The sequence below is a fragment of the Collimonas sp. PA-H2 genome, assembly GCF_002564105.1.
Lineage (GTDB): Bacteria > Pseudomonadota > Gammaproteobacteria > Burkholderiales > Burkholderiaceae_D > Collimonas.
This window is the reverse complement of record NZ_PDBX01000001.1, coordinates 1,300,976-1,315,897: the sequence shown is the minus strand read 5'-3', so window position 1 is coordinate 1,315,897 and position 14,922 is coordinate 1,300,976. Positions and strand designations below refer to the sequence as shown.

Here is a 14,922-nt window from a genome sequence, read left to right as displayed (position 1 = left end):
TACGCTCTCATCTTCAGGATTCTTCCTGGGCAGATTCTGACAGCTTTTCGACCAGCAGGACATGCACTTGGCGGGCGTCGGCGCGCAATACTTCGAAGCGCACATTGTCGATGGTGAATTCATCGCCTTTGCGCGGCACGCGGCCCAGGTGATTGGCGACCAGGCCACCGATGGTGTCGACATCTTCGTCCACTAAGGCGGTTGCCAGCGTCTCGTTGAATTGCTCGATCTCGGTCAGCGCCTTGACGCGCCAGCGGCCGCCGTGGTCGCCGTCGCGGATCGCCAGGATATTGTCTTCTTCCTCGTCGAAATCGTATTCGTCCTCGATATCGCCGACGATCTGTTCCAGCACGTCTTCGATGGTGATGAGGCCGGCGACGCCGCCGTATTCATCGACCACGATCGCCATGTGGTTGCGGTTGGCGCGGAAGTCGCGCAGCAAGACGTTGAGGCGTTTGGATTCAGGGATGAACACCGCCGGACGCAGCATGTCGCGCACGTCGAAGGAATCTTCGGCGTAGTAGCGCAGCAGGTCTTTCGCCAGCAGGATGCCGATCACCTTGTCGCGCTCGCCATCGACGGCAGGAAAGCGCGAGTGGGCGGTCGACAGGACTTCGGGCATCCAGTCTTCGATCGGCTTGGTGACGTCGATCATGTCCATTTGCGAACGTGGAATCATGATGTCGCGGGCGGAGAGGTCGGATACCTGGAACACGCCTTCGATCATCGACAGCGCATCGGCGTCGATCAGGTTGCGTTCGTGTGCGTCTTGCAGCACATCGAGCAGTTCAGCGCGATTTTCAGGTTCGGGAGAAATCAGTGCGGTCAGGCGTTCAAATAGTGACCGATGGGGTTTAGCGTCAAATGATTTGACGCTACTAGGGTGCTCTGGCATATGGCGTTAGCCTTGGTTTCACATTGTTTCGGAAGCAATAGCATACAACAAATATGTGACAGGACGACGAAACGCATGTGTCATCGATGTCATATCCTGGCAGAAATCACAGTTTAAGCGCATAAAAAAAGCGGATAGTGCTTAAAAGCATTATCCGCCTGTATTGCTAAAGAAGTAATTATTTCTTCATTTCATCTTTAGCCATGCCGCCCTTGCCCATTTCGTCTTTCGGCATGGCGTCCTTGGACATGTCTTTCTTGTGGTGCATTTTCTTGTGCGGCTTGGCCATGCCGTCCTTATCCATGCCGTCCTTAGCCATGTTGTCCTTGCTCATAGCGTCTTTGGACATGGCGTCCTTAGCCATCGGGGCAGCGTCCTTCGACATTGCGTCTTGGGCAAAAGCGCCGCCGGCAGTCATCATCAGGCCGCTAAGCAACAGGATTGTGAGGCTTTTTTTCATTTTGAATCTCCAGGTAAAAGTGGCAAAAGCGCCATAAAAAGTCATTATTGAGAATTTCATAAAACAGGACAAGCCATCATTCTGAGAATCGATGTTGCAGGGTGGGCACTCCGTGCCCACGCGGTGCTGTGGGCATTCATGTTCCGGGCTTCGCGCCCCGTCGCGTCCGCGTGGGCACGGAGTGCCCACCCTACGGGAGATTTGTCGTGATTTACGAAAGTATCAATAAGTGCAGCAAATGGCAGAGCCCGTATCAGGATCCGCCAAACCAGTTGTACCCCTGGTCTTCCCAGTAGCCGCCGGGGTATTTATTAGTCACCTCCATCGAAACGATATGTTTCGGATTCTTGTAGCCAAGCTTGGTCGGCATCCGCAGTTTCATCGGGAAGCCGTACTTCGCCGGCAGGATCTGGCCGTCGTAAGTCAGGGTGAGCTGGGTCTGCGGATGCAGCGCGGTCGCCATGTCGATGCTGGTGTGGTAATCGTCGCCGCACTGGAAGTCGATATATTTGGCGCTCAGGTCGGCGCCTATCATTTTCAGGAAATAGGAGAACGGGATGCCGCCCCAGCGGCCGATGGCGCTCCAGCCCTCGACGCAGATATGGCGGGTAATCTGCTCGTTCTGCGGCATCTTGTGCAACTGCTCCAGCGTCCAGGGGCGCTTGTTGGCAACCAGCCCGAGGATTTCCAGCTGATAGTCGCTGCCGTCGATCTCCGGTACATCTTCGATGCCGTAGAAGGCGTTGAAGGGGAAGGGCCGGGTCATTTGGGCCTGCGTATAAGTGGGCGCCAGCCGCTTGGGATCGAACAGCCATCCCTGCACACCATCGTTCATGCGTGAAATGCGTTCCAGCATGCGGTTGATGGATGGCTCGTCGGTAATATTGCAGCCGGTCAGCAGCGACAGGCCGCCCAGGGTCAGCGCTCGCTTGGTGAACAGGCGGCGCGACGGCTGCGCCAGCTCGCGGCGGGCATCTTTCAATATGGATTCGGCGTCGAGCTGCGAAGCCGGTCCGAGATTTTTCTTGATCATCATGATCTCCTCAGCGGCCGCGCAGCATGGCGAGCAGCGTGCGTGGAACCAGCGCCACCATGATCACGTGCACCACGATGAAAGCGACCAGGAAAGCCATGGCGCAGAAATGGACGATACGGGCACTGTCATAGCCGCCCATCAGATCGCGCAGGACAGGCAACTGCACGGATTTCCAGATCGCCAGGCCCGACACCACCAGCAGTATCAAATCCAGGATGACCGACACATAGGCCAGCTTCTGCACGGCGTTATAGTGATCGAGGGAATCGTGCTGCAGCTTGCCGCGCAGCGCCTTGAGCATGTCCTGGATCACTTCAGCCGGGCGCAGAGGCAGGAATTTCTTCCACAGGCGGCCGCTGCCGGTATTCATCAGCAGGTACACCAGGCCATTGAAGACCAGCAGCCACATTGCCGCGAAATGCCATTGCAGGGCGCCGCCCAGCCAGCCGCCCAGGGTCCATTCGCTGGGAATGCGGAACGGGAAGATCGGCGAAGCGTTATAGATGCGCCAGCCGCTCAGGATCATGATGATTACTGCCAATACATTGAGCCAGTGTGTAATGCGCAGCCAGACCGGATGAACGAGCGGTTTCTTGAGCGTATTGAGGACGGAGGATGCCATTTAAACCTCCTGCAGCAGGAGGGGCGCGGCCAATATGAGCAGCGTGACTGGATTCATGATTGTCTCCGGAGACTGAGTAATGTTGTTTTCATGTGCCTTAGTCGCAGGCCAAATCAATTCATTACATCATTTCATCATAATCTTATTACTTAAAAATGCATGGAATGGATTTGAGGCGTTTGATAATTATTTGTTGTCATTTTAATATTCAAATCCATGAATATAGAGAATGTCTTAGGTTAGGGAAGACAATCCGGGGGAAAACAGGCGCCGTAAAAGAAAAACGCCGCAAAGGCGGCGTTTCTTGAAAGCTGGGCGAGATCTGCGCGTTCAGCGGTCCGCATAGGGATTGGGCCAGCCCAGTGCTTCCAGGATTTCAATTTCCAGGCCTTCCATCTCATTGGCTTCTTCCTCGTCTTCATGGTCATAGCCTTGCGCATGCAGGACGCCATGCACCACCAGATGCGCCGCATGTTCCACTACGGTCTTGTTCTGTTCCTTGGCTTCGCGTTCCAGCACGTCTGTGCAGAGGATGATGTCGGCCTGGGTGACGCCGTTGTCGTCTTCCTCTTGGTCTTCGGAGTAGGCAAAGGTCAGTACGTTGGTGGCGTAATCCTTGCCGCGGTAGTCGCGGTTCAGAGCGCGCCCTTCTTCGGCATCGACAAAGCGGACCGTCAGTTCGGCCGGCGCCAGCAGGGCGGCTTGCACCCAGCGCCGTAATTGCGGGCGCGTGACGCTGTCTTGCAGGCGCTGGTCAGGATATTGCACCGACAGGGAGAGTTTATTTTTTTGCGGCATTGTGCTTACTTACGATTCCGTGCTGTTTTGGTGATGCCGGTCTGTACCGGCTTGGCTGGTTTCGCTGCTGGCGGAGTCGCGCCTTCGATGACGCCATGGGTGGATGCCACCGGCGCCGCCTGCGAGGCGGTTTCGTAGGCGTCGACGATGCGGGCCACCAGGGGATGGCGCACCACGTCGCTGCTGTTGAAGCGGGTAAAGGCGATGCCGCGCACGTCTTTCAGGATGTTCATGGCATCGATCAGGCCGCTCTTCTGGCCGCGCTGCAAATCGATCTGGGTAACGTCGCCGGTCACCACGGCCTTGCTGCCGAAGCCGATCCGCGTCAGGAACATCTTCATCTGTTCCGGCGTGGTGTTCTGCGCTTCATCCAGGATGATGAAAGCATGGTTCAGGGTGCGGCCGCGCATATAGGCCAGCGGGGCGATTTCAATCGCCTGCTTTTCAAACATCTTCTGGGTACGGTCAAAACCCAGCAGATCGTAGAGGGCGTCATACAGAGGACGCAGATAGGGATCGACCTTTTGCGCCAAGTCGCCCGGCAGGAAACCCAGGCGTTCGCCGGCTTCGACCGCCGGCCGCGTCAGTACGATGCGCTTGACCGCGTCGCGTTCCAGCGCATCGACCGCGCAAGCCACCGCCAGATAAGTCTTGCCGGTGCCGGCCGGGCCGATGCCGAGCGTAACGTCGTGTTCCAGGATGGAGTGGATGTATTGGCTTTGATGCGGGGTACGCCCGCGCAAATCGCTACGGCGGGTTTTCAGGACCGGGCTTTCGATATCGGTCTCGGTCAGTTCGGCATCGGCCGGATCTGCACCGGTTTCGTCGCCAGGTTCTGCACCGGCCTTGCCATTGCTCTTGGCCACTTTCAGTTTCTTGCCCATGCCCAGTTTGGCGCGCTGTTCCACCAGCGCCAGCTGGATTTCACCGACCGAAATCACCTTGTTGGCGACGGCGTAAAACTGGTCGAGGATCTCGACCGCGCGCTCGGCATTGCCGCCGGCTGCGATAAATTTGTCGCCGCGGCGGAAAATCGAGACATCCAGCGCCGCCGAAATCTGCCGCAGGTTTTCATCCAGCGGTCCGCACAAGTGTGCCAGCCGCGTATTGTCGAGCGGCTGCGGGATGAAGTAATGCGGCTGGGTAGGGGTTTTAGTTTTCAAACTGGCGTGTGCGTATCTGGGTTGATTGGTCGGTGAGCGCTGCCGGCTATTCGGTGACGACGATTTCGCCGCGCAAAGTATAGGTCAGTGTTTCTGTAATCGTGACGTCGATCAACTCGCCGATCAGGCGCGCGCCGTTTGGACCGGCGTTGAAATTCACCACCCGATTGTTCTCGGTGCGGCCTTGCAGCTCGGCCGGATTTTTCTTGGACGGGCCTTCCACCAGGATGCGCTGCACGGAACCGACCATCGCCGCGCTGATCTTGGCCATGTTTTGTTCCACCACGGCTTGCAAGTGCTGCAGCCGCTTCAGCTTGACTTCATGTGGCGTGTCATCCTGCAGGTTGGCGGCGGGCGTGCCCGGACGCGGGCTGAAAATGAAACTGAAACTGTTGTCGTAGCCAATATCGGTGATCAGTTTCATCAGCGCCTCGAAATCGGCGTCGGTCTCGCCCGGGAAACCGATGATGAAGTCGCTCGAAATCGTGATGTTGGGGCGCACCTGGCGCAAGCGGCGGATCACCGACTTGTATTCCAGCACGGTATAGCCGCGTTTCATGGCCGACAGGATGCGGTCAGAGCCGTGCTGCGCCGGCAGGTACAAGTGATCGACCAGCTTAGGCACCTTGGCGTAGGTATCGATCAGGCGCTGCGTGAATTCCTTCGGATGGCTGGTAACAAAGCGGATCCGTTCGATGCCTGGGATCTCGGCGATGTACTCGATCAGCAAGGCGAAATCGGCGATCTCGCCATCCGCCATGGCGCCGCGGAAGGCATTCACGTTCTGGCCCAGCAGCGTGATTTCCTTGACGCCTTGCTCAGCGAGCCCGGCCACTTCGGTCAGCACGTCTTCAAAACGGCGCGACACTTCTTCGCCGCGGGTGTAAGGCACTACGCAGTAGCTGCAATACTTGCTGCAGCCTTCCATGATCGAGACGAACGCTGTCGCGCCTTCCACCTTGGCCGGCGGCATGTGGTCGAATTTTTCGATTTCGGGAAAGCTGATGTCGACCTGTGCATGGCCGGTGGCACGGCGCTGGCTGATCATTTCCGGCAGGCGGTGCAGGGTTTGCGGACCGAACACCATGTCGACATACGGCGCGCGCTTGACGATGGCAGCGCCTTCCTGCGAGGCCACGCAGCCGCCGACGCCGATCAGCAGGTCGGGATTGTTGCGCTTCAGCTCGCGCAGGCGGCCGAGGTCGGAAAACACTTTCTCCTGCGCCTTTTCGCGCACCGAGCAGGTATTCAGCAAGATCACGTCGGCATCCTCCGGACGGTCAGTCTTGACCAATCCGTCGGAGGCGTTCAACACATCGGCCATCTTGTCCGAGTCATACTCGTTCATCTGACAGCCGAAGGTCTTGATGAATACTTTCTTTTGCATCGTTTTTTCCATGACTACTTCATTACCGTTTCAAACTGTTGCGCTGTGCTTCGATTTTTACGCCGGCTTCATCGGGCGTCAGGACCCAGACGCGATCGATGTCGCCTTGTATGTTCAGGGTGTAATTCACCAGATAAGTGTCGCTGCCCAGCGAACTCGGCACCTGGGTCAGCTGCTGGGTGTTCCAGATGCGCGAGCCGGGCGAAAGCCGCAGCACGTTGCCGCTCATGGCGACGGTGGGGTAGGCAGTGATGGTCATTTTTCCGCGCAAGGTGGTGGCGGGGAAATCGCGCTCGACTGCCATTGCGGAAAAGGCCAGCGTCGCCAGCAGGAAAATCATGAGCAGGCGGATTGGCCGCATTGTTGCTGACATAAGAAACTCCATTATTGAAAGCCGCGTGCGTGATGTTGGAAGCGCCGCGCAGACCGGGGAGAACGTGATTCTCGGTCTGCATGCGGGAAGCGCGGATTATAGCATTTGGCGACCACGGCATGAGATAGAGCTGGGGCCGACTTCTTGGAGGAGGCGGATGGAGCTTATCTTTGCTCCCTTATCTAAAAATTGCATATTTAATCATTTTGGCAGATGAGTGGCGCTTTGGTGGCGATAGTCGGGGCTCTGGATACTTTCTTTGTGGAAATGTAAAACCTATAATTTGGCATTGGTTGGAATCAGCGTTTTCCAGGGGGCGTAGCGTGCAAAGAAATACTGGGATTGTCTTGTCTATTGAGAAAAATAATAAACACATCGTGTCCATTGTCAGCAGAGGATTCACCTTAATTGAGCTAATGGTCACTATTGTAGTAGTGGCTATCCTTGCAGCGGTCGGGTTGCCGTCCATGGGTAATTTCATTGCCCAGAATCGCTTGTCGGGCAACGTCAACGAATTCATAGGCGCCACCATGCTGACTCGTTCCGAGGCGATTCAACGCAGCGGCGCTGTCACCATCTGCCGTAGCGCCAACGCAGAAACCGCGACAACTCCGGCCTGCGATACTACCGCCACGGACTGGAACAGCGGCTGGCTGGTGTATGTCGGAACGGCTGCTACCACCCCGGCTGCCTCGAACATTCTGGCGCGCCAAGGGCCGTTTACCAGTGGTACAAACATCGCGGCGACTTCGGCTGCGACGACGCCGACCCTGACTTCCATCACTTATAACGCAAGCGGCACGCCGATGCCGGCACCGCCCGACTATTTTACGTTTTCATTCAACAGCAAATTTTCACGCCTGGTGTGCTTTTCCCCGAGTGGACGCACCAGCGCACTCCCGGCCGGCAGCACCAGTTGCCCAACTTGATTTCTTTGATACACGTGAGAGAGATGAGAGACATGGCTTTTCTCGGTAGAAAAAAGATGCTCGGACGCCGCAGGCAACGAGGCGTCGGCATGATCGAAGTATTGATCTCGATTACGATCTCGGCGTTTGCGCTGCTCGGGTTGGCCGGCCTGCAAGTGGCTGCGCTGCGTTATGAGAAGGTGGCGAATTTCCGCTCGTTGGCCAGTCAGTACGGATCAGATATCGGTGACCGGATACGCGCCAATGCCGCAGGAGCCATAGCGGGTAACTATACGGCCGGCGGGACGTATTCTGCTTCTTACTCCACTACATCACCTAGCTGCGCCACCGCCAGTGCATGCACTCCGTCCGAGATTGCTGGTGTCGATATAGACACATGGCGGCTGGCAATGAACAGTGCTATGGCCGGTGGCTGGGGCACAGTATCAGGTGACAGCACCAACGGCTTTGTCGTGACCGTATATTTCAGCGAGCCGGATAAGTCGCTGGTTTCCACGTTGGATTCTGGCTGCGACAGTACGGTCTTCCCTTCAACTATGAGCACCAGCGACAAAGCTGCGATGCGTTGTTTTATAACGGTGGTGTCGCCATGATGAATCTACGATCGCCCACGCTAAGGCAAAACCGCAGGATGCAAGGATTTACGCTGGTCGAGCTGATGGTCTCGGTGACAATCGGCTTGATACTGGTGATGTTCCTCAGCAGCTTGTATCTCAACAGCAAATCCAGTTCACGCTTGAATGACGACAACGCACGCATACAGGAAGACGGCCGCTATGCCCTGAGTGTGATTGGCCGCAGCCTGATGCAAGCCGGATTCGGTAATATGCTGACTGGCAATACCACCGATTTCCCGCCGTCGGCGAATCCGACCTTGACCGGACTGATGGGGTGCGATAAGGGCTTTGCGCAGCCAATCACAACCACGCCTCCGACTTGCGCCACCACGTTGACTGCGCCGGCTTTTGCGGTCAGTTACACCAGCGAACCGTACGATACTGTCAATACGCCGTCCAACAGCGTTATCAGCGGAGCCGGGACTGATTGCAGCGGCACTCAGGCTACCGGCGCGACCAGTACTGCCGGCGGCCTCGTATCCAATAGTTTTTATCTGGATACGAGCAAGAACGTTTTGTATTGCAAGGGCAATGCAGGAAGCACCGCCCAGGCAATATTGAGCAACGTCGACAACATGACGATTACCTATGGCATTGACACCGGCAATCAATATACCCCCATGCAATCGACGACGTCCGCGAGTACAGCTGGCGCGTCCAGCATCAATGGAAATAACAAGGTAGGTTGGGACCGGGTAGTTACTGTCACGGTTTGCCTGGAAATTCACAGCACGAACAACGTGATCACCACAAGTTCAGGCCAGACTTACTACAAGTGCGGCGCTACGACTGCCACTACGGCAAGCGATCATCTGTTGCATACCACCATGACACGCGTTTTTACTTTGCGTAACAACGCTGCCGCCAGCCTGGTCAGCTGAGCGGCGCCAGACCAACTTATTCCGGCATATCTATGGCAAACACAAAACTCCAGCAATCAGGCATTGCGCTACCGATGGTGCTGATTTTCCTGGTCGTCATGATGCTGATTGGCGCAGTGGCCATTCGCAACGTCACGCTCAACGAAAAAATGGCGGGCAATACGCGTAACCAGCAAGCAGCTTTCCAGGCCGCTGAACGGGCTTTGCGCTACTGCGAAACCGGCACGCAAAACAACAGCATAGGCAGCAAGAGCCTTAGCAGCATGCTGACCACGCCGGGTACCACTTCGAATGTGTGGGATAGCGCGGCAACCTGGGCTAGCGGGGCGACGAAAACGGCAACCTTGCCGGCAGTGACTTTGGCCTCAGGGATCACCTGGACCGGCGCGCCCCCTGCGCCGCAGTGCATCGTCGAAGATGTGACTTCAACCATAGGTTTGGGGCCGACGCAGGCAAAGCGGGATTTGACCACGAAGGTTTATCGGATTACTGCGCGTGGCGTCGACGGCACGTCCAACGCAGTAGTGCTGCTGCAAAGCTATTTAAAATTATGAGCGTAGGGAGAATTTCCATGTTACGAACGAGTGTATCGCGGCGCATGCCGCTTGGCCGGCTGGTCAAGCTGCTTGCGCATTGCGTCTGCCTGGGTATGGCCGCGGTATCGGGTGTAGCGCTTGCCGAAATAGCGCAAACCCCATTGTTCCTGCCGGTGCCGCCGCCACCGAACATCATGTACATGCTGGACAACTCGGGCAGTATGGTGTGGGGTACTGTTACCGGTCTTGATGCTACGGCTGAGTACAATTCAGCAAAAGACCGTCGATCGTATTATTCCAGTGACTGGAATCAGATTTACTACAATCCTGCCACAACCTATTCTCCGGGCGTAACCTCGGCTGGGACCTCTATGGGGGCTGCTAGTACTGGAGCGACGATTATTGACCCGTATCTAGATACAAGTACGACGTTGGACAATATCAGCGAAGGTTGTTACGTTTCTTCGACAATTACCTTGCCGCTTTACGATCCATCGAATTTCTCCCCTTATAACAACTGCCAAAGTTCCAAGGGTAATGGCTACAATACACTCGTGGCCCAATATGCGTTTTATTATACCTGGGCAGGTAGCGGCACACCGAACGGCAGTTCCAGCCAGAACAACACCAGTAGCAACTATACGCGGGTGGACATTCTTCCGAGTACGGCGACTTATACACGGGCAGCGACGCGTACCGATTGCGCAGCCGCGTCGACCTGTACTTATGCCGAGGAAATTCAGAATTTCGCCAACTGGTTTTCTTATTATCGTACGCGGATACTGATGACGAAAACATCGCTTGGCGTTGCTTTTTCGGGAATCAGCGATCGGTTCCGTGTCGGGTTCGCAACAATTAACGATAACAGCAGCAGAACAAATACAACGGCCGCCAATTTTGTCCCCCTTTCGACATTCAGCGCCACCCAAAAGACTGCATGGTACGCCAAGTTATATGCTATCAAACCTGGTGGCGGCACTCCGCTTATCAACGCATTGAATCAGGTCGGTCAATATTACATGGGGAATGGCATGACCGGAGCCCCAAGCTCGACGCCAGACCCGATTCAATTGAAGTGTCAGGCGAATTACACGATCTTGTCAACGGATGGCTTTTGGAACGGTACAGTGCCAACTACGATCGGCGACGAGGATGGGACGGTGCCTACCTTGCTTGCGCCTGTCGCAAACGATCCAGTCTCCGGCACTGCTTTGACTGCAGGTCAGGCATTCCCAAGACCCTTTTATGAAGGAGCAACAGCCAACTCCAATACATTGGCGGATACGGCGATGCAGTATTGGATTACTGACGTCGGAGCTCGCTCCGGCAACGGCGGAACTGTAGGTAAAATTACGGCGACCCCGACTGATCCAGCGACCTGGCAGCATATGGCCACCCATACGATTGGTCTTGGGGCAAATGGCACACTGGTGTACCGACCTGACTATAAGACAGCGACGACCGGAGATTATGCTGCGATTAAAGCGGGGACTAAAGACTGGCCAGCGCCGTCGGCAGATGACCCAAGCGCTATTGACGATTTGTGGCATACGGCCGTGAACGGTCATGGCAGTTATTTCAGCGCGAAAAATCCTCAGCTTCTGCAAGCCGGCCTGAATAGCATTCTGGCCGAGATCGGCAGGGCAACCGGATCTGGTTCCAGCATCGCCTATCCTGGAACTGCCGTGAGTTCTTCGGCTTATGCCTACGTGCCAAGTTTTGATTCCGGTACCTGGGCCGGCCATATGAAGGCCTTCTCGGTGAATACTAATGGTACTCTCAATACGACAGCCCAATGGGATGCGGCGACATTGCTGCCCGCTTACGGTTCGCGCAACCTCTTTACCTGGAATCCGACCTCGAAAGCGGCTGTCAGTTTCGCCTGGGGAAATTTGACGACAGGCACGGGCAGTCAGCAGGCCGCTTTGGTGTCAACCAATGTCGTGGATTATCTGAGAGGTAATTCCGCGATGGAGCAAGCCTCCGACGGCAGCGGCAGCGGCAGCGGCATATACCGTTACCGCCAATACAAGCTCGGGGACATCGTCAATTCCTCCCCTCTGTTTGTACAAAGCACCGACTTTGGATATACGGTGCTGCCGACGGCAAGCGGTGGCGGCAGCACTTATACGACCTTCCTGTCCACCAAGTCGACGAAGAATGCAAATGGCGTGGTATATGTCGGCGCCAACGATGGCATGCTGCACGCGTTTGACGCCAGTACCGGCGTTGAGACATTTGCCTTCATTCCAAACAGTGTCTATCCCAACCTCAAGACCTTGAGCGATCCAAACTACGGCCATCATTATTTTGTCGACGGGCCGCTGGCGGAAGGGGATGCCTATATCGGCTCGGCCTGGAAAAATATCTTGCTGGGTACAACTGGCGCAGGCGCGCAAAGCGTGTTCGCGGTGGACATCACACCTACCGGCACGACGTTCAATGGCTCGGCATTGGCTGCGGGTAGTGTGTTGTGGGAGTACGCTGCCGGCAGCGATGCCGACCTGGGTAATGTATTGGGCGCGCCAGCGGTGGTGCAGCTGGCCAATGGAAAATGGGCCGCCCTGTTTGGTAACGGCTATAACAGCACAAATGCTCATGCCGTGTTGTACCTGGTGGATGTCAATAGCGGCGCATTGCTGAATAAAATCGATACCGGCGTCGGCAGCGCCACTGCATTAAATGGCTTGTCCGCTCCGACCTTGCTGTTCAACAGCCAACGCCAGGTGGTCGCGGCGTATGCTGGAGACTTGCAAGGGAATCTCTGGAAATTCGATCTAAGCAACACTGATTCTACAAAGTGGACCAGCAGCTCGTTGTTCACAGCTAAGAATGCAAGTTCCGTTGTGCAGCCGATAGTGCAAGCGCCGGCCATCGCCCCCCATCCACTGGGTGGTTATATGGTGATGATAGGCACAGGCAAATATATAGAGACGACCGACAAGGCCAATACCGATACGCAAAGCGTTTATGGCATATGGGATAAGACCGGCGCCGCAGCAGTAACCGGGCGCAGTCAATTGGTTCAGCAGACTTTGACGGACGTGACGTCGTCGACGGGCGCCTTGCTTGGCCGCACCGTATCCAGCAATGCAATCAACTGGGCATCGCAGCGCGGCTGGTACATCGATTTGCCTGCCAGTGGTGAGCGCGCTGTCGGTAATTTGCAGGTATTGAAAAACATCATCCTGCTGGCTACCACATTGTCCCCTAATACGGCGGACCCGTGCGCCGGCGGCGGCAGCTCTCAGCTCATGGGCGTCAATTATTTGACTGGCGCCTATTCATCAAAATTTGTATTGATAGTGGCTGGCACCACCGAGGGCGACCTTGCTTCCGCCACTGTTGCCGGTACGGTAGGAACGCCTCTTCCAATGAATCTTGGCGACCCGACAAAAACGCCATGCCTGGAGTACGTCGACCTTACGGGAAAAACGTCATGTCAGCCATTTACGCTCAAAGGCGTTGCTGTACGCCGCTGGCGGCAGTTGTCGCTACATCCGTGATAAGGGGATCTCAATGAAATACGGAAATATGCATAAGCAGCGTGGTTTTACCCTGATTGAACTGATGATTGTAGTAGTGGTGATCGCCATTCTGGCTAGAGTCGCGGTGCCCAGCTACAGGGCATATGTGCAGCGGGGCGATCGTGCCGCTGCGATGGCGGCATTGCTGCAGGATAGCAACTGGATGCAGCAGCAGTTCACGATCAATAACAGCTATCCGATCGCGGACACCTCGACTGTGAAGGCCGCGCTGCCTGCGCGTACCTCGCCAGCCAGCGGGACTGCAAGATACAACATCAGCATCAGTTCCGGCACCGGCACCAGCTATGTGCTGTCGGCGGCGCCGGTATCTACTGACAAGTGCGGTACTTTTACATTGGACAATACTGGCGCCAGGGGAGCCAACGCTTCCACTGACACGACCTTTATCGGAAATTGCTGGGCTGCTCGCTAGAGTTTGTGCGCTTTTATACCGCGAAGTAACGCCTCTTGCAGGACTGGCTTACTTGGAGTATTTGACATGATCGCCAAATCTGTCGCCCTGGTTAACAGCACTTTTTTGCGTTTGCAGCTCGCGAAATAAAAATGCCGTTCAGTCCAAACTGAACGGCATTAAATATTCACAATCCGTCTTTCTTGTCTGCTGGCAATCGAAATATTTTAGGCTAGCGATCCGTCATCCGAATCGCTATCGTTGCTGGCAATATTATCCGTGCTGTCTGAGCTATCGTTCGATGAAGCATCATCTCCGTAGTAATTATTGATGGTTGTATTTTCCACCGGTGTTGCCAATGGCGCCGCCTGCTGACCAAACAGCCCGGCGCTGTGATTGCCGCCATTCCCCATCAGATGTTCAATCCCCTGGAACAGGAACGCGCCGCCGGCGACACCCGCAGCGGTGGTCGCGACGCTGCCAAGCACATTGCCAATACCGCCGCCAAAAAAGCCTGATGCCGCGGCCGGCGCTTGTAGCGGCGCCTGATATGCCGCAGGAGCTTGCTGCATTGGCGGCTGCGGATAAGGCGCTGTCGCCACCGGACGCGATGCAGGCGCTGCGCTGTTGCCCCAGCTATTTGCTGGATCAAGAAAACTGCGCACCGGGGCTGGCGCTGCCTGGACCTGGCTTTGCAAGTTCGCGATCTGCGCCTTTGCCGCGTTAAGAGCCTGGTCCATCAGCAGTGCGCGTTGCACCAGTAAATAAGCGGCATCGGGCTGCTGCGCTACCGCACTTGCTATCAATGCATCGGCTTGCGGATCCTTGGCGATGCCTCTGGCTTGCGTGAGTTGATTCAGGAAATCTTGCAAAGCTTGCGATTCTTGCGGACTCATATGAAGTGCTCCTTCGGGATTTCGATGGTCAGGTGCTCTATATTGAGTCGTTTGCCAGAGGCTTCAAGAGGTGTTCAGCATAGGCATGCTGATTTGGGTCGTTTAGATGGACAAAATACCAAGGGAAATATTCGCAGTAGATGGGGAATCTGTTCGGCCTGATGTTTGTACGGGATAGGTGGACTCGTATAAAGCCTTTAAGCCCTTATATATAAATGGTTTATTTTTTATATATCAAAGATGTATATGCAAAAATATATGCAAAAATTATTCCTTAAGCAATCACGCAGCAGCGCACTGTTCAAATCTTGTTAAAGCGCTATATGAATTTCGGCCAAATGAAAGGTGTTGCAATTATGCGACACTTGTGTTAATCTCGCTGCTAACTTA

15 protein-coding genes are annotated in these 14,922 nt (G+C 55.5%); 6 read left to right on the top strand and 9 right to left on the bottom strand.

Annotated features, from left to right (window positions below; translation table 11 throughout):
* Window positions 1-13 precede the first annotated feature (13 nt).
* The 8 genes from BCF11_RS05990 to BCF11_RS05955 all read right to left on the bottom strand — a co-directional run bounded on the left by BCF11_RS05990 (window position 14) and on the right by BCF11_RS05955 (window position 6,734).
* Window positions 14-895, bottom strand: a complete 882-nt coding sequence (locus BCF11_RS05990) for an HlyC/CorC family transporter (RefSeq protein ID WP_098493935.1) — start codon at window positions 893-895, stop codon at window positions 14-16.
* A 178-nt stretch (window positions 896-1,073) separates the two neighbouring features.
* Window positions 1,074-1,355, bottom strand: a complete 282-nt coding sequence (locus tag BCF11_RS05985; protein WP_098497346.1) for a pentapeptide MXKDX repeat protein — start codon at window positions 1,353-1,355, stop codon at window positions 1,074-1,076.
* A gap of 253 nt (window positions 1,356-1,608) precedes the next feature.
* Window positions 1,609-2,388, bottom strand: coding sequence for a molybdopterin-dependent oxidoreductase (locus BCF11_RS05980; RefSeq protein ID WP_098493934.1), 780 nt, complete (start codon window positions 2,386-2,388; stop codon window positions 1,609-1,611).
* Between the two features lie 10 nt (window positions 2,389-2,398).
* The gene (locus tag BCF11_RS05975; RefSeq protein WP_098493933.1) at window positions 2,399-3,013 is read right to left on the bottom strand and encodes a cytochrome b/b6 domain-containing protein; all 615 of its coding nucleotides are present in this window, start codon (window positions 3,011-3,013) and stop codon (window positions 2,399-2,401) included.
* A 330-nt stretch (window positions 3,014-3,343) separates the two neighbouring features.
* Window positions 3,344-3,811: an rRNA maturation RNase YbeY gene (gene ybeY, locus BCF11_RS05970; RefSeq protein WP_098493932.1), complete on the bottom strand. Its 468-nt coding sequence runs from the start codon at window positions 3,809-3,811 to the stop codon at window positions 3,344-3,346.
* A gap of 5 nt (window positions 3,812-3,816) precedes the next feature.
* Window positions 3,817-4,974 carry a PhoH family protein gene (locus BCF11_RS05965; RefSeq protein ID WP_098493931.1) on the bottom strand — a complete coding sequence of 386 codons (1,158 nt, stop codon included), beginning with the start codon at window positions 4,972-4,974 and terminating at the stop codon, window positions 3,817-3,819.
* A 46-nt stretch (window positions 4,975-5,020) separates the two neighbouring features.
* Complete coding sequence (gene miaB, locus BCF11_RS05960; protein ID WP_098497345.1) at window positions 5,021-6,361, bottom strand: tRNA (N6-isopentenyl adenosine(37)-C2)-methylthiotransferase MiaB; 1,341 nt, start codon at window positions 6,359-6,361, stop codon at window positions 5,021-5,023.
* Window positions 6,362-6,383: 22 nt separating this feature from the next.
* The gene (locus BCF11_RS05955; protein WP_143751269.1) at window positions 6,384-6,734 is read right to left on the bottom strand and encodes a hypothetical protein; all 351 of its coding nucleotides are present in this window, start codon (window positions 6,732-6,734) and stop codon (window positions 6,384-6,386) included.
* 323 nt (window positions 6,735-7,057) lie between these two features.
* Here BCF11_RS05955 and BCF11_RS05950 point away from each other — a divergent pair, with 323 nt between their 5' ends.
* From BCF11_RS05950 to BCF11_RS05925, 6 genes are read left to right on the top strand one after another with little or no spacing between them, the layout of a single operon-like run.
* Entirely contained in the window at window positions 7,058-7,663 is a 606-nt protein-coding gene (locus BCF11_RS05950) for a GspH/FimT family pseudopilin (RefSeq protein ID WP_369827731.1), read from the top strand.
* 32 nt (window positions 7,664-7,695) lie between these two features.
* A complete protein-coding gene (pilV, locus tag BCF11_RS05945; RefSeq protein ID WP_098497344.1) occupies window positions 7,696-8,256 on the top strand; it encodes a type IV pilus modification protein PilV in 561 nt (186 codons plus the stop codon).
* Window positions 8,253-9,161, top strand: coding sequence for a PilW family protein (locus BCF11_RS05940; protein ID WP_098493928.1), 909 nt, complete (start codon window positions 8,253-8,255; stop codon window positions 9,159-9,161). Before pilV ends, BCF11_RS05940 begins: the two co-directional genes overlap by 4 nt.
* Window positions 9,162-9,193: 32 nt before the next feature.
* The gene (locus BCF11_RS05935) at window positions 9,194-9,715 is read left to right on the top strand and encodes a PilX N-terminal domain-containing pilus assembly protein (RefSeq protein WP_098493927.1); all 522 of its coding nucleotides are present in this window, start codon (window positions 9,194-9,196) and stop codon (window positions 9,713-9,715) included.
* 17 nt (window positions 9,716-9,732) lie between these two features.
* A complete protein-coding gene (locus BCF11_RS05930; protein WP_158229150.1) occupies window positions 9,733-13,203 on the top strand; it encodes a pilus assembly protein in 3,471 nt (1,156 codons plus the stop codon).
* Between the two features lie 13 nt (window positions 13,204-13,216).
* Entirely contained in the window at window positions 13,217-13,657 is a 441-nt protein-coding gene (locus BCF11_RS05925) for a type IV pilin protein (protein ID WP_233212389.1), read from the top strand.
* A gap of 206 nt (window positions 13,658-13,863) precedes the next feature.
* Here BCF11_RS05925 and BCF11_RS05920 read toward each other — a convergent pair whose 3' ends face one another.
* On the bottom strand, window positions 13,864-14,532 hold the full coding sequence (locus BCF11_RS05920) for a DUF2076 family protein (RefSeq protein ID WP_098493924.1): 669 nt from the start codon (window positions 14,530-14,532) through the stop codon (window positions 13,864-13,866).
* Window positions 14,533-14,922 lie beyond the last annotated feature (390 nt).

Excerpts from the sequence above, each read along its gene's own strand:
- BCF11_RS05990 (WP_098493935.1), bottom strand. The coding sequence starts at position 895 with ATGCCAGAGCACCCTAGTAGCGTCAAATCATTTGACGCTAAACCCCAT.
- BCF11_RS05985 (WP_098497346.1), bottom strand. The coding sequence starts at position 1,355 with ATGAAAAAAAGCCTCACAATCCTGTTGCTTAGCGGCCTGATGATGACT.
- BCF11_RS05980 (WP_098493934.1), bottom strand. The coding sequence starts at position 2,388 with ATGATCAAGAAAAATCTCGGACCGGCTTCGCAGCTCGACGCCGAATCC.
- BCF11_RS05975 (WP_098493933.1), bottom strand. The coding sequence starts at position 3,013 with ATGGCATCCTCCGTCCTCAATACGCTCAAGAAACCGCTCGTTCATCCG.
- ybeY (WP_098493932.1), bottom strand. The coding sequence starts at position 3,811 with ATGCCGCAAAAAAATAAACTCTCCCTGTCGGTGCAATATCCTGACCAG.
- miaB (WP_098497345.1), bottom strand. The coding sequence starts at position 6,361 with ATGCAAAAGAAAGTATTCATCAAGACCTTCGGCTGTCAGATGAACGAG.
- BCF11_RS05955 (WP_143751269.1), bottom strand. The coding sequence starts at position 6,734 with ATGTCAGCAACAATGCGGCCAATCCGCCTGCTCATGATTTTCCTGCTG.
- pilV (WP_098497344.1), top strand. The coding sequence starts at position 7,696 with ATGGCTTTTCTCGGTAGAAAAAAGATGCTCGGACGCCGCAGGCAACGA.
- BCF11_RS05940 (WP_098493928.1), top strand. The coding sequence starts at position 8,253 with ATGATGAATCTACGATCGCCCACGCTAAGGCAAAACCGCAGGATGCAA.
- BCF11_RS05935 (WP_098493927.1), top strand. The coding sequence starts at position 9,194 with ATGGCAAACACAAAACTCCAGCAATCAGGCATTGCGCTACCGATGGTG.
- BCF11_RS05930 (WP_158229150.1), top strand. The coding sequence starts at position 9,733 with ATGTTACGAACGAGTGTATCGCGGCGCATGCCGCTTGGCCGGCTGGTC.
- BCF11_RS05925 (WP_233212389.1), top strand. The coding sequence starts at position 13,217 with ATGAAATACGGAAATATGCATAAGCAGCGTGGTTTTACCCTGATTGAA.
- BCF11_RS05920 (WP_098493924.1), bottom strand. The coding sequence starts at position 14,532 with ATGAGTCCGCAAGAATCGCAAGCTTTGCAAGATTTCCTGAATCAACTC.